Here is a 14,243-nt window from a genome sequence, read left to right on the forward strand (position 1 = left end):
TTGTATCTCAGATTAGGTTACTGAAAATGTCAGGTTTCGTCAAGTTCTCCTTACATCCGCAGCTCAGCACCCGTCTCTGTCCGCAACGCTTCGACGACGGCTTGCGTCACCTGCTGGACCTCTTCGTCCTGCAGTGTCCGGTCAGAGTGACGGAATACGAGGGAGAAGGCCATGCTCTTTTTGTCGGTTGCGATACGTTCACCTGTATACACATCAAACAGCGTCAGCGATTCCAGCAAGTCTCCGGCGGCTTTGCAGATGACGGACTCCAGCGCATACGCGGGCAGATCGCGGTTGACAACCAGCGCCAGATCCCTCGTAATAGCAGGGTATTTCGGAAGCTGGTTGTAATGGCCCACAGGTGCAGCCGCCTTCGTCAGCTCTTCCACATCAAACTGGAAGACGTACGTTTCAGCCAGATCATGCGCTTTTTCCGTAGCAGGATGGACCTGCCCGAAGTATCCGAGACGGCGGTCAGCTACCCATGCCTCTGCCGTGCGGCCCGGATGCATCCCGGCCAGATTCGCTTGGGCGCGGTATTCCACGCCGGTGATACCAAGACTTGCGAACAGCGATTCCACCAAACCTTTCAGCAGGTAAAAATCAACCGCTTGCGTCTGTCCCATCCAGTTCGTCGGCAGCCATTGGCCAGTGAGTGCCCCGGCCAGGTAAAGGCGCTCTTCCGGAAGCTGTGTCAGCTTTTCCTCCGTGCTCAGGAACACGCGTCCCAGCTCAAAAATGGAGACATTGTGATTCTGTCTGTTCTTGTTGTAGGAGACGGTCTGCAACAGGCTTGGAATCAGGCTGATGCGAAGCACACTGTGCTCTTCGCTCATCGGCATCGCAAGCGGGATCGGCTTGGCAGCGATCTCATGCAGTCCGGCGACCTCTTCTGCCTTTTCCGGGTGGAGAAGGGCATATGAAATCGCTTCGTTCAAGCCTGCTCCGATCAAATGACGGCGGATCGTCCGGCGAATTTTTTGCTCATATGTCAACTGACCCTGTGTGGTCATCCCTTCTGGAAGGGTGGTCGGAATGTTGTCATACCCGTAAAGGCGGGCTACTTCCTCCACCAGATCCTCCGGCAGCATGATATCCCCCCGTCTCGTCGGAACGGTAACGGCCCATTCTTCGCCGTTTTGTTCATAAGGGAACTGGAGGCGGTCAAAGATTGGCGTAACATCCGCTGCGGACAGAGCGGTTCCCAGATGCTGATTGATTTTGCTCAAGGTGACCGATACGACGGCCGCCTTCGGCTCGCGGACCGTCGCTGTAGCCTGGCCCTTGGAAACCGTAGCGCCGGAAAGCTGCTGGATGAGGTACGCTGCACGTTCTCCAGCCTCCTGCACGCGCGCTTGGTCGACGCCCTTTTCCCAGCGGACACAGCCCTCTGTCCGCATTCCCAGCTTGCGAGATGTACGGCGGACTGTCTGCGGCGTGAACCAGGCAGCCTCCAGGATAATTTCCTTGGTTTCCGGTGTAATTTCAGAGTTGGCTCCACCCATGACACCTGCGATAGCCAGTCCTTTTTCGCGATCGGCAATCAACAGCGTTTGACTATCCAGCTCGCGCTCCTGATCGTCCAGCGTTACCAGTTTTTCACCCTCTTCCGCGAGACGGACCACGATGGAGCGGTCTTTTACCATCGCCGCGTCAAATGCGTGCAACGGCTGTCCGTACTCCAGCATAACGTAGTTGGTGACGTCCACGACGTTGTTGATCGGACGGATACCTGCTGCCATCAAACGGTTTTTCATCCATTGCGGAGAGCTTTTGATCACGGCATTCGTAAAATGGCGTCCTACGTAACGATAGCACTCGTCCTCTGCTTCAATCTCCACTGTAACCGGATTGTCTTCGCCATTTTCGACGACTGCAATCTCCGGAAGAATCACTTCGCGGCCGAGAATGGCGGCCACCTCATAGGCGACACCGAGCATGCTCAGACAGTCGGAGCGGTTTGGCGTCAAGCCCAGCTCCAGCACGTAATCGTCCATGCCCAAATAGGAAACGGCGTCCATGCCTACTTCTGCATCCTCAGGCAGAACCATGATGCCTTCCTGCTGGTCTTTGGCAAGCAGCTTGTCATTGAGGCCCAATTCTTTCGCCGAGCAAATCATTCCCTGCGATTCTACGCCGCGCAGCTTGGAGCGCTTGATATGCAGGTCTCCAGGCAGCTTGGCTCCAATCAGAGCGACGGGAACCTTTTGTCCCTGAGCGACGTTGGGAGCTCCGCACACGATCTGCAGATCCTCTCCCTGCCCTGCATCCACGATGCATACATTCAACCGGTCAGCATCCGGATGCTTGCTCTTTTCCTTTACATAGCCGACTACAACTTGGGAAACTCCCGCATTGCACGGTTCGACCGCATCCACTTCGATTCCGCTGCGGGTCAATTTCTCCGCCAGCTCGTAAGGTGTGATGTCATGCAGATCGACGTATTCCGATAACCACTGATAAGATACCTTCATGACTCTTTCGACTCTCCTTTCTAGGACCGGTTAAATTGTTTCAAGAAACGTACGTCATTTGTATAGAAATGGCGAATGTCTTCGACGCCGTATTTCAGCATGGCGATCCGCTCAACACCCATCCCAAAGGCGAATCCGCTGACTTCCTGCGGATCATAGCCGGCCATCTCCAGAACACGCGGGTGCACCATGCCGGAGCCGAGAATTTCGATCCAGCCTGTTTGTTTGCAAACGCGGCAGCCTTCTCCACCGCACTTGAAGCATTGCAGGTCGACTTCCGCGCTCGGCTCGGTAAACGGGAAGAAGCTGGGACGCAGACGGACCTGCTGATTCGGTCCGAACATCTGACGGGCAAACGTGAGCAGCGTTCCTTTCAAATCGCTCATCCGGATTCCCTTGTCGACTACGAGCCCTTCAATTTGCGTGAATTGATGGGAGTGGGTCGCATCATCGTCATCGCGGCGGTACACTTTACCCGGGCAAATAATCTTGACGGGTGTTTTCCCCTCTTTTTTCAGCATCGTGCGAGCCTGTACAGGCGATGTATGAGTCCGCATCAAAATCTCTTCCGTCACGTAAAACGAGTCCTGCATGTCGCGAGCCGGGTGGTCCTTGGGCAGATTGAGCATCTCGAAGTTGAAGTGATCCAGCTCTACTTCCGGCCCCTCGGCAATGTCAAAGCCAAGGCCGATGAAAATGTCCTCGATCTCCTCGATGATGCGGGAGAGCGGATGCATTGTACCTGCCGGGATCGGGCGTCCCGGCAGAGTAACGTCCACCGACTGGGAGGCGAGCTTGGCTGCGAGCTGCGCCTCTTCCAGCGCTGCCTGTTTGCCGGCAAAGGCTTCCTCCAATGCACTGCGAACCTCATTGACCAATTGGCCTACGACAGGACGCTCTTCCGGGCTCAGGCTTCCCATTCCTCTCAGGAGCTCTGTCAGCTCCCCCTTTTTGCCAAGATACTTTACACGCAGCTCTTGCAGCTGCGCCCCATCCGCGACCTGGCTGATCTGGGCCAGGGCAGACTGTTTCATTTCCTGTAACCGCGTTTGCACGTCATATCGCTCCTTTACTGATTTTGGTAAAAAAAGAAAGACCCGCCCCAAAAAGGGACGAGTCATTACTCGCGGTACCACCCTTGTTAAACAGAGCCATACGGCTGCGGAGACACGATCCTGGTCCTCCAGCCCTCCATACGGCTTTGCTTCACTCGTTCATGATAACGGGTTGCCCCGGTTACCCCCTACTTTGTTCCTAAAATACTGTTCAGGGGCCAGCTCGAGAGTGAATTCGGCAGCTATAGTGTGGGATGCTTTCAGTCAACGGCATCTCCTCCCTGAAAAACTATAGGTCCTGCGTACTAGTCTCTGTCATCGCTTTGCGTTATAATGCAGTTGTAGGAAAATTATAGCGCAACCTAAGCTAACTTTCAATTATACAAATGTTGCATGATGATTCGGCCCGGCTCCTACGAAATACCCTCTTTGGGAAGGGGACTTCAGACATGATCGACCAGGTTTCCGCTCTCTATGACAAGAAAATAGCTTGCCTGCATTGCCAATCCACCTTTACATCAAAACGAGTCCGCAGCGGCTCTCTTTCCATGTTGAAGCGCGACAGTGATTTTTGTACATACTTCAAGGAGCAATCGCTGAACCCGATCCTCTATACGGTCAATGTCTGCCCGTCCTGCGGTCTTGCCTTTAGCGACCAATTCAAGCAGCACCTGACTCCCTCGCAAAAAAAATTGGTGGGCGAGCTGATTTCCGCAAAATGGACGCCCAAGGAATTTGGGGGGATCCGCAGTCTGGAAGCAGCATTGGCCGCTTACAAACTGGCGATTTACGCAGCCGAGCTGACCGATCAGGTGCATTCCGTCAAAGCTGGCCTTTATTTGCGTCTGGCCTGGCTCTGCCGTTTCCAGGAAAACCAGGCGGAAGAAAAACGTTTCCTCCACATCGCCGCAAATGAATACGAGCAATCTTTCATCCATTCTGATTATACACAAGGCGAAAAAGAGATGTCGGAAGTTCGCGTCCTGTACCTGATCGGCGAATTAAAGCGACGCGTTGAGCAGTATGACGAAGCGATCCAGTATTTCTCGCGTACGCTGGAATACAGAAATCGCACGATTGAAACGGGCATACTCAGCATGGCCCAAGACCAATGGGCGCAAGCTCGCGAAGATTACAAAGCAAAACAGCAGAAGCAAGCGGCGAAGATCAGTTGACGGCCTGACCGATTCTCTTCCGTTGGGCCTCGTACACCAGTATGCCGGCTGCAACAGCCGCATTGAGCGATTCAGCCCGTCCGTACAAAGGAATGTGTACATAGCCGTCAGCAAGACGAGCCACCTGCTCGGAAACTCCCCGCCCTTCATTCCCGATCACGATTACCGCTTTTCCGCGATAATCAGCCTCGTCATAGGCGAGGCTGTTTTCTTTTAGCGAGGAGACGAGTACGTTGGCCCCCTGCTGTTGTAAAGTCTGAATTGCCTCGGGCAGGGAACGCAGAAAAACGGGCAGGCGGAACAGGGCTCCCATCGTAGCACGAACGACTTTTCCGTTGTACAGATCGACGCTACCCTCGCCCAGAACGACGCCATCCACCCCTGCGGCTTCGGCTGTGCGCAGAATCGTCCCGAGATTTCCCGGGTCCTGGATTTCATCGAGAACAAGCAGCAGGTAATCCCGCTCCGATGCTCTTTCTATCCATTCTGCCCAGTTTTCCGAATCTATTTTCACCTCAGCGACAATTCCCTGCGGAGATTTTGTCTCTGTCAACTTGCCAAGAACCGCAGAAGACACAGCGATCACCTGTACGTCTGTCCCCCGCTCGTCTAACGCCCGCAGGCAAGCCGGATCAATCCCTCGACTCTCATCGTAGAGAACGGTAACCACCTGTGCTCCGCTGTTTAGCGCCTCTTCTACGAGATGGGCGCCTTCCACCAGAAAACGGTTCTGCTCCTCGCGCCCTTTCCGGTTCAAGAGCTGGTGCAATCGCTTGACCAGTGGATTTTGTACGGACGAAATCACTTCATGACGCATTTAGTCTTGCTCCTCAAATGTTTTTAGATGCTTGTTGTTTCCGATCACGACGAGGACGTCGCCAAACTGGATCACCTCGTCCGGACTCGGGGCGATATTGAACTTGTCACCGCTTTTAATTGCGATGACGTTTACCTCATAGCGTGCCCGGATGTCCAGCTGGCGCAAGGTTTTCCCCACCATTTTCGAGGACACTACGACCTCCGCCACGCTGTAATCCTCAGCCAGCTCGATGAAATCAAGAACATTGGCCGAGATCAGATTGTGTGCGACTCGCACCCCCATATCACGCTCCGGGAAGACGACCCGATCCGCGCCTACCTTGTAGAGCACCTGTCCGTGCCTTTCATTTTGCGCTTTGGCGACGATCTTTTTGACGCCCATTTCCTTTAGAATCAGCACGGTCAAGATGCTGGCCTGAATATCGGCTCCGATCGAGACGACGACGACATCAAAATTGCGGATGCCAATCTCGCGAAGCGCTCTCTCGTCTGTAGAATCGGCTGCAACCGCATGGGTCACGTACTGAATATTTTCATTGATTCGCTCTTCATCCTCGTCGATCCCCATCACTTCGTATTCCATTTCATACAAGGTGCGGGCTACACTTGATCCAAACCTGCCCATGCCAATGATAGCGAACTGCTTGGACATTCCTTCCACTCCTTCTTCATTCCTGCCTGCTGTTGGGTTAAAAAGCCCATCCCATCATTGGCAGAAGACATCCTCGGATAGTTGAATACCAAGCATTATAACACAAGGATTTACCCTGCTACAAAAGCAGGTATGAGCTTACCTGGAAAGACGAATACTAGGGGGGCAACCCATATCGAAAAAGGGGGTGTCCGTCCGTCATGAACATCGCTTCTCTGAACCTTCGTCAGGCGATTATGTACAAAATGCAGGGCTCTGACGCAAATGCCGTCGAAGATACCATCAGTGACGCCATTTCCACCGGTCAGGAAAAAACGCTTCCGGGATTGGGCGTGTTGTTCGAAGTGCTGTGGCAAAACAGCGATGCCTCGAGCCGTCAGGAAATGGTGCAAACGATTGCCGAGCATCTGCCGAAACAGGCTGACCGTCCGATTTAATCGAGAAGAGAGGGAGGGACTTCGTGGTCTCTCCCTTTTCACTTAGTGCATTTCCATGCCAAGTCGCCGCAGCTTTATCGTGTATTTCACCTCAATCGGGAATTGCTTGAAGTCTTTGAACCAGTCATGCTTTCTCCAGTAATCCGCATAATGATGGCCGCGCATGGCGAGACCGAGTTTGAGGATGTCGCTGTTGTACTGCTTCTGCAGGATATCAAGCATTTTCCTGGCCCGTTTTTCCATTTCTTTTTTGATGAGTTTCTGCAGCATCACGATCACCTCTTCCGGCGACCCTTCAACGTTTTTGGTCATTTCGATAATGTCCCCCTGTATCTCGCATAAGTACGCAACGCCATGTCCGCTATGGTTATCCTGTCCCGTCGCATGCGATCCTTTCATTTCCAATTTCGTTCTGACGAAGTGAGGACGAAAGGAGATGTACCCTCCTCCCTTACCCGGGAGCGGTACGATGACATCTCCTCCCCTTTTCTCATCTCTCAGCTGCAAAAGTGCCCACGTATGGATATCATTGAGCGAGCCGACCATTTTTTGATCCCGAAAAACAGCTACCCCTTTCCATTTGACGTCATCCTTATAGGCCTGCACATAGTTTAGCATCGGCTGCAAGGTCTCATTGGACGTCTGAATCAAGTATTCGCCCATCGTTTGGTCAGGGATCGTGCCCATTTTCGTTCCATTTTCGATGAGATCCATTAAAAACACGACGGGAATCTGGATCAAGCCGGGTTTCATCTCCAGCAAATCGGCTGCTCTCCCTTGAACGACGACAGGCCACATCAGACGTCGTATTTGAGGGTCCCGCCGAAAGCTGTCAATGATGTCATCCATTCCTCTTCTGGCCACGTCTTCACTGATAGCGAGCACACGCGTATGCCCGAGGAAAATCCGCTGATTCAGACGCTGCTGAAGATTGTTGACGGCATCAATTACGGTTTTCCCGGTAACACTCATAATTTTTACCGCGTCCTTGTTTCCTCCCCCTCCCTGCCCGCTGCTGCCGACAATTTTGATCGGAATCGGAATTTGTACAGTCAATTTATATAAGTTCTGCCTGCCCTCGACCAAGTCGATGCCAAGCGCGATAACGGATGTTCTCTCCTCCAGTTCGCGCCGATCCCAGCAGCCTGTCAAAAGCGTCATAAAGAGTAATAAACAGCATAGGGAAGCCCAGGCTTTACCCATGCGCATCACTTCCCTTTTCCCTTTTTCTTCCCCGGTCGCGATAGAGCATGATCAGCCAGTGGATCAAAGGTGAGACGACGCTGATCCAGACGATTGTATATCCGATTAAAGAGGTCATCTTAAAGAGCTCCACGATGTTCTGCGGTCCAATCGCAACGAAAAAAAGGGGAAAGATCAAAACAATAGATGCAATCCGCTGGAAAAGCATTCCCTTCTTCAGAAGCTGGCGCAAGCCGTAGATTACTGCATAGTATCCATTAGCTACGGTTGTAAAAACAGCCGCTACCCAGACAGCGAGAAAAGCCGATTCCAGCCGTTCCAATATCAATCCGGGCACTTGCGTCGACTTGACGAGCTCCAAGGTCGGCCAGGTTACCCTTTGCAATTCCTCATGGCCAAAAACGACGATCCCCGCGAGGACGATCAATGTGTATACAAAAACAGAGATCCCGATACCGTAGAACCCTGCTTTGACTTTTCCCGTATTTTCGTGTGCAAAAGCGAAAAAGATCAGCATGATCTCGTAACCTTGAAATGAAAAATTGGTCTCAAACGCCCCCGTGATAATGGTCTCCCAAGGCACCCTGATCAGTGGGAGTATGTTGTTCCATTCCGCTTTTTGAAAGGACGCAAGCGCAATAAACAGAATCGGGAACAAAATGAGCGGAAACAGGATTTCATTGACCCGGGCAAGGGTATCGATCTCGTGCAAGCAGAGAATCACAGCCAACACGAACATCGAGACAATAATGACCTCCAGTGGCGTATCCATCAATACAGCTGTAACGACCACCTCACCAAAAATACGGGATGTTATGGCCGTGGTCACGAAGAGAGCAATGAGAAACATCATAATCCATGGCAGGCTGAGCCAAAACCCCAAACGGGATTGCTCATGTCCCCCCCACACAATCCGACTGTACTGGATAAATGTCAGTCCAGGGAAACGTCTGCTTAAAACCGCGATCAACCAAATCGCAAAAAACGTCAGAACCGACCCCAAAATCGGAGCCATCCAGCCCGCTTCAAACATCTTTTCAGTGGTTGTTCTCGGCAATGTCAGAACACCTACGCCAATCAGCGTGCTGGTAATGAGCGAAGTCATCTGCCACAGGGAAAACGTATTGTGCTGCGGATCTTTCCCAAGCTGGCTCATGACTTCTCTCCCCCCTTGCGGATCTCGTCCTGAGGATGGAACATGGTGGGGCGCCTTGTCAGCCACCTGAATGGCATGCGAATGACCATGTCCCTCATCGCGACCAAATTAATCGGGCTGATCGGTGTCAAGTAAGGCACGCCAAACGACTTCAGGGACGAAAGATGGATCAGGATAATGATGATAAACAGCATAATCCCGTACAAGCCAAACATCCCCGCCAATAGCATCAACGGGAATCGCAGCATCCGAATGGCGATAGCGGCACTATAGCTGGGGGTTGCAAAGGAACCGATCGTGGTCAGCGCGACGATGATGACCATGATCGGACTGACGAGGCCGGCCGAAACGGCGGCTTCACCGACGACAAGCGCTCCAACGATTCCGATGGTAGGTCCAATGGGGCCAGGCAGACGTACGCTTGCTTCCCGCAAAATCTCAATCGCCGTCTCCATAATTAATGCCTCCATCACAGACGGAAAAGGCACAGTTGAGCGTCCGGCAGCCATGGCTATAACAAGCCGGGAAGGGATCATTTCCGGATGAAACGAGCTGAACGCGATGTAAAGAGACGGCATAAGCAGCGCGATAATCATGCTGACTCCCCGAATCATCCTGATAAAGGTTGCGATATAAAAGCGTTCATAGTAATCTTCCGGGCTCTGATAGAACTGCGAGAAGACAGCCGGTGCGATTAGGGCAAACGGAGTGCCATCAACCAGAATCGCCACCTTTCCTTCCAGCAGGTTGGCGACCACCTTGTCCGGCCTTTCCGTGTTCTGTATCTGCGGGAAAGGAGACCAGCGGGTGTCCTGGATCAACTGCTCGATATAGCCGCTCTCTAATATGGCGTCGATGTTGATGTTTTCAACCCTTCGGCAAATTTCCTGAACGATGGGCTGATGAGCGATCCCCTCGATATAAGTAACGTAAATATCCGTCTGTGTCCGTTGGCCTACTACAAAATGCTTGAGCCGCAGGTTGGGGTCTTTTAGCCGCGACCGGATTAGCGCTGAATTAACGCAAAGCGTCTCTGCAAAGCCGTCGCGCGGCCCACGTACGACAGACTCCGTTTTGGGCTCTTCCACCCCACGTCGATCCCATCCCCTGGTGTTGTTTAAAAACACCTTGTTCTGTCCATCCAGAACAAGCACGGCATTTCCAAATAGGATGTTGCGAATCGCCTGCCGCAGTCGGTCTGTAGATTCCAGCTCATTGACAGCCGGTTTTTCGTAGGTGACACTCGTGGAAGCCATAAACCGTATGATATACTCACTGACCACACCTCGGTCCACCATGCCATCTATGAATAGCAGAGCGGCCTCTGTGCCGTTTTTCACAGTAAACCTCCGTACCACCAAGTCATCGCTTTTGCCGAGCTGTTTCTCCAGCAGGGCGAGGTTTTCTTCCAGACTGGAGGAGAGGATCGTATCAGGGACGCTTTCCATGCTTTTGTTGGCATGTTGGGTAAGGGCAGCATTCCGCAAACTTGCTTTTCGCTTTTCCCACGCTTTCCAAAACTGGCTCAACGCTCTCCCCCCTGTACCGTCAGATGTGGTTAGTGTGCCCAAAAATGGATAGAACACTCTCCTTTTCATTCTGATGGAACAGGTAAAACGTCCGTTGAACAACAAAAAAAACCGCCTTTACGACAAGGCGGACCATTTCAGGATATAGCGAATCGCTAGAAAAAGCAGATACATCTGAATGATGAAAAAAACCGGAACAGGGATCGTAAAAGAGAGGTGCTTGGTCTTGTGGCGGAAAAAGAGCATACCCGCCCAGGTCCCTGCTGCCCCTCCCAATGCAGCGACGAGCAGGAGCCCGGATTCGGGTATGCGAAGCCTTCCCTGCTTGGCGCAGCGCTTGTCGTTTGCCGTCACCATGAAGGCGTACACATTGACAAGAATGATGCCCGCAAGCAGCCAGAGCAGCTGCTGGCTCCACCAGCCGTACCCGATCATGAGCCAGGTACACGCCAGCAGAGCATTGCGAACCCTTTTATACGTTTCCAAATGATGCTGGTTGTTCATCTTTATTCTCCTTTTGCCCGAAAAGCGCGATTGGCAACAATGAACCGGCGAATGAGAAGACCTGCAGCAAACAGAACCGCCAGCACCAGAAGGCCATATAAACCGTAGGAGCGGATTAATGTGATGATCCCTTCTACATTGCGTCCAAAAATGTATCCAATCGCATAAAACGCAGCCGTCCATAATAAGCCGATCGGGTACGACAAAATCGCATAGCGTCGGAAGGTCATTCCGCTCATTGCGACGATATACGGAACCACGTGCCGAACCACAGGAAACAAATAGCTGAAGCAAAGAGCCAGCGTGCCGTACTTCTCCAGCAAAGCAGTAGATCGCTGGACCGTATGCCTCATCTTTTCCGTTTTGGACAACCACTTCAGGATCGGTTTGCCAAAGAATTTTCCGAGCAGAAATCCGATCGTCAATCCCGAAGCTACTCCGATATAGCCTGCCAAAAAGGCGTAGACCGGGTCCAGCAGTTTAATTGAAGCCAGAAATCCCCCCGTGGCCACCACCAATTCGTCTGGAATGGGCAATCCGACGATCCCCAGCCAGAGCAAAAAGAAGATGGCAATATAGCCGTATTGCTCGATTATCGACATCAACAGGTTGATTTCCATGGCGCAAAAAATCCCCTATCCTCGCCGCTTGGCTCTGTTTCGTTTAGGCCGTCGGCGCTATTTCCAATTTCATATCCCTTTTACCTATACGGATGCACAGCCCCAAAAGTTACTTGTACTATTTTGCAATCTAAACAAGGCTTTTATCAATACAAATCATTTATTGAACAAGAAATGATCTACCGAATGGACAAAAGCTCGTCTTGCTTGACCACCGTATAGGAATTATCCTGACCTTCCTGATAGGGATAATACACAACCAATACATGCGAACCTTCTACAAGCTCACCAGATTCCTCCCATTTCCCAATGTCGAAGGAAACAAGAGCAGGCAGGGTGTGCTTGAAATACTCCTTCTCCGTTGCGGTATGTCGGGCGAAATCTTCGCGCAGCTGCTCGCGTTTTTCCGCGACGACCTGATAGAGCGCTTGCAGGTCCGATTTTTCCAGTACGTCATCCCACCAGAGTTTTCGCGGGCGATGCTTTTGATTCCGCAGGTAATCGTATTTCATCAGGCTGAGAATGTGCTGCATCTGCTCTGTCCCGCGAGTCTCCAGAAACAGGCGCAAACGGAGAAACAAATCCTCCAACTGATGACCGATCCGGCTCCACCCTTTTTCTTCCCAAAAATCTCCAAACTCCTGAAAGAAATCAAAAGGTGTGGCAAAGGTGCGGGTCACAAGCCATTCCAGCGTGTTGTCCATACGATGCGCATTCCAGTACTTCTCCAGAATATCCTCTGCCCGCTTGATCCGCTGCATATCGCCAAAAGAGAGTACATTGTTCCCGAGAATTTCGTACGGTGCCTGGTCCATGTAAATATAGCCGTGATTGGCTGCCCGCGCTCTGACGCCAGTACCGCGCAGCATCTTCAGAAAACCGAGCTGAAGCTCTTCCGGCCGAAGCGCGAACACATCGTTGAACGTCTTGCGAAACGAATCGTAGTCCTCTTCGGGGAGTCCTGCAATCAAATCAAGATGCTGGTCAATTTTTTTGGAATTCTTGATTTTGGTAACGGTATTGGCCAGGCGATCAAAGCGTTGAATCCGCTGTACGAGGCGGTTTGTCTCGTCATTGGTCGACTGGACGCCGATTTCAAACCGGAAAATTCCCGGAGGCGCATTTTCAATCAGGAAGTCGAGAACGTCGGCACGCAGAATGTCGGCCGTGATCTCGAACTGAAACACGGTTCCATTGTGATTGTCAATCAGGAACTGAAAGATCTCCAATGCGTACTTCTTGTTGATGTTAAACGTCCGGTCGACGAATTTAATCGTTTTGACCCCGTGGGAAATAAGCCTCAATAAATCAGCCTTCACTCGCTCAAGGCCAAAATAACGGACCCCGTCTTCAATGGAGGACAGACAGTACTGGCACTTGAACGGACAGCCGCGCGACGCTTCGAAATAAACGACCCGATTGTTCAACTCGTCCAGGTCCTCTTCAAATGGGGAAGGGATGGAATCCAAGTTCTCAATTTGTGCACGCGGAGCGCTAAACCTGACGTGCTCTCCGTCGCGATAGGCGATGCCCGCGACGTCCTTTAAGCGAGGAGGCTCTCCTGTACGAAACGATTCATCATAGGCTTGCATCAATTCAAGAAACGTCTGCTCGCCTTCTCCCAGCACGATCACGTCGAATTCCGGATGCTGCTTGAGCCAGTGGTCGGCATCATAGCTTACTTCCGGACCTCCGACGATGACGGGCAGGTCGGGACGGATTTTCTTCAAGTTGGCGATCACGTCGATCGTCTCGCGGATATTCCAGATGTAACAGGAAAAAGCGGCAATATCCGGCTGCCGCTTGTAGATGTCACCGACGACATTCAGGGTTACATCGTTTATCGTGTATTCGGCCAATTCAATATCGGGAAATGTCGGCTTTGTATAGCTGCGCAAATAACGCAAGGCCAGTGAAGAGTGTATGAACTTGGCGTTAAGTGTAGACAATAAAATTTTCATCTGTACGTGTACTCCTCTTGGACAAATCTCCCCCTGTCTTTCGCACAGGGGACAGGCACTTTTTGCCTTCTGTAACAGTATCACAAGCCATGCCCGGCAGCAAATGCAGATACTGGTCCTACCCTTTTTTGGTCAGCTCCCGGATGACATGTCCAAGCTCCGGCACGATCAAACGATTCATCGCCAAGCGGACTGCTCCTGTAGAACCTGGCGTAGAAAAAATGGCCTTTCCCTGTTTGACTCCTGCGACCGCTCTGCTGAGAATGGCTGCCGAGCCGATGTCCTCCGTGTAGCTCAACATGCGGAACAACTCGCCGAAGCCCGGAATCTCCTTTTCCAAAAGACCCGAAACGGCTTCAAATGTATTGTCCCGAGGAGAGATGCCTGTCCCGCCATTTAGCAAAATCGCTTGAACCGCCGGATCGGCCACCCCTTCTTCGATGGCTGCGATCACCTGTGCAGGCTCGTCCTTTACGATGCGATATTGCAAAGTAAGATGGCCAGCCTCCCGCAACAGCTCCATCATCAATTGGCCGCTCTTGTCCGTCTCTTCGGTCCTTGTATCTGAAACGGTAATCACCATGCAGCCCACTTGCTTCGGGGCATTTGCCTTATGCTCCTTCGTGCTCATATGATTTCATCCTCTCTGGAAACGGCA

The 14,243-nt window shown here is 52.0% G+C and carries 13 protein-coding genes and 1 other annotated feature; of the genes, 2 read left to right on the top strand and 11 right to left on the bottom strand.

All coding sequences use genetic code 11. From position 1 onward, the window contains the following. Nucleotides 1–50 precede the first annotated feature (50 nt). Both pheT and pheS read right to left on the bottom strand, forming a co-directional pair. Nucleotides 51–2,474, bottom strand: coding sequence for a phenylalanine--tRNA ligase subunit beta (gene pheT, locus V5G20_RS20060; protein ID WP_338461937.1), 2,424 nt, complete (start codon nucleotides 2,472–2,474; stop codon nucleotides 51–53). 20 nt (nucleotides 2,475–2,494) lie between these two features. Continuing rightward, nucleotides 2,495–3,529, bottom strand: coding sequence for a phenylalanine--tRNA ligase subunit alpha (pheS, locus tag V5G20_RS20065; RefSeq protein ID WP_003387789.1), 1,035 nt, complete (start codon nucleotides 3,527–3,529; stop codon nucleotides 2,495–2,497). A 50-nt stretch (nucleotides 3,530–3,579) separates the two neighbouring features. Further along, nucleotides 3,580–3,857 (bottom strand) — a binding site (T-box leader). Between the two features lie 121 nt (nucleotides 3,858–3,978). On the opposite strand from pheS, the gene V5G20_RS20070 reads away from it, so the two are divergent. Beyond that, the gene (locus V5G20_RS20070) at nucleotides 3,979–4,704 is read left to right on the top strand and encodes a DUF2225 domain-containing protein (RefSeq protein WP_327985710.1); all 726 of its coding nucleotides are present in this window, start codon (nucleotides 3,979–3,981) and stop codon (nucleotides 4,702–4,704) included. On the opposite strand, the gene rlmB is transcribed toward V5G20_RS20070, so the two are convergent. Together rlmB and V5G20_RS20080 are read right to left on the bottom strand one after the other, a co-directional pair. Then, complete coding sequence (gene rlmB / locus V5G20_RS20075) at nucleotides 4,697–5,521, bottom strand: 23S rRNA (guanosine(2251)-2'-O)-methyltransferase RlmB (RefSeq protein ID WP_003387792.1); 825 nt, start codon at nucleotides 5,519–5,521, stop codon at nucleotides 4,697–4,699. The genes V5G20_RS20070 and rlmB overlap by 8 nt on opposite strands. Beyond that, entirely contained in the window at nucleotides 5,522–6,175 is a 654-nt protein-coding gene (locus V5G20_RS20080) for a potassium channel family protein (RefSeq protein ID WP_003387794.1), read from the bottom strand. A 200-nt stretch (nucleotides 6,176–6,375) separates the two neighbouring features. Here V5G20_RS20080 and sspI point away from each other — a divergent pair, with 200 nt between their 5' ends. Then, a complete protein-coding gene (gene sspI / locus V5G20_RS20085) occupies nucleotides 6,376–6,612 on the top strand; it encodes a small acid-soluble spore protein SspI (protein WP_003387795.1) in 237 nt (78 codons plus the stop codon). A gap of 42 nt (nucleotides 6,613–6,654) precedes the next feature. Here sspI and V5G20_RS20090 read toward each other — a convergent pair whose 3' ends face one another. The 7 genes from V5G20_RS20090 to V5G20_RS20120 form a co-directional block, all read right to left on the bottom strand. Then, entirely contained in the window at nucleotides 6,655–7,815 is a 1,161-nt protein-coding gene (locus V5G20_RS20090) for a Ger(x)C family spore germination protein (RefSeq protein ID WP_338461943.1), read from the bottom strand. Continuing rightward, entirely contained in the window at nucleotides 7,808–8,971 is a 1,164-nt protein-coding gene (locus V5G20_RS20095) for a GerAB/ArcD/ProY family transporter (RefSeq protein WP_172920939.1), read from the bottom strand. The genes V5G20_RS20090 and V5G20_RS20095 overlap by 8 nt, the downstream gene beginning before the upstream one ends. Further along, nucleotides 8,968–10,500 (bottom strand): spore germination protein, encoded by a 1,533-nt coding sequence (locus V5G20_RS20100; RefSeq protein ID WP_251237563.1) that lies wholly within the window; start codon nucleotides 10,498–10,500, stop codon nucleotides 8,968–8,970. The genes V5G20_RS20095 and V5G20_RS20100 overlap by 4 nt, the downstream gene beginning before the upstream one ends. A 117-nt stretch (nucleotides 10,501–10,617) precedes the next feature. Further along, complete coding sequence (locus V5G20_RS20105; protein ID WP_024984397.1) at nucleotides 10,618–11,004, bottom strand: DUF1294 domain-containing protein; 387 nt, start codon at nucleotides 11,002–11,004, stop codon at nucleotides 10,618–10,620. 2 nt (nucleotides 11,005–11,006) lie between these two features. After that, complete coding sequence (locus V5G20_RS20110; RefSeq protein ID WP_003387800.1) at nucleotides 11,007–11,624, bottom strand: DedA family protein; 618 nt, start codon at nucleotides 11,622–11,624, stop codon at nucleotides 11,007–11,009. A 179-nt stretch (nucleotides 11,625–11,803) separates the two neighbouring features. Further along, nucleotides 11,804–13,585 (bottom strand): B12-binding domain-containing radical SAM protein, encoded by a 1,782-nt coding sequence (locus V5G20_RS20115; RefSeq protein ID WP_003387801.1) that lies wholly within the window; start codon nucleotides 13,583–13,585, stop codon nucleotides 11,804–11,806. 118 nt (nucleotides 13,586–13,703) lie between these two features. Continuing rightward, nucleotides 13,704–14,216: a MogA/MoaB family molybdenum cofactor biosynthesis protein gene (locus tag V5G20_RS20120; RefSeq protein ID WP_243013975.1), complete on the bottom strand. Its 513-nt coding sequence runs from the start codon at nucleotides 14,214–14,216 to the stop codon at nucleotides 13,704–13,706. Nucleotides 14,217–14,243: the final 27 nt, after the last annotated feature.

This window comes from Brevibacillus borstelensis (assembly GCF_036700025.1).
GTDB classification, from domain to species: Bacteria; Bacillota; Bacilli; order Brevibacillales; family Brevibacillaceae; genus Brevibacillus; species Brevibacillus borstelensis.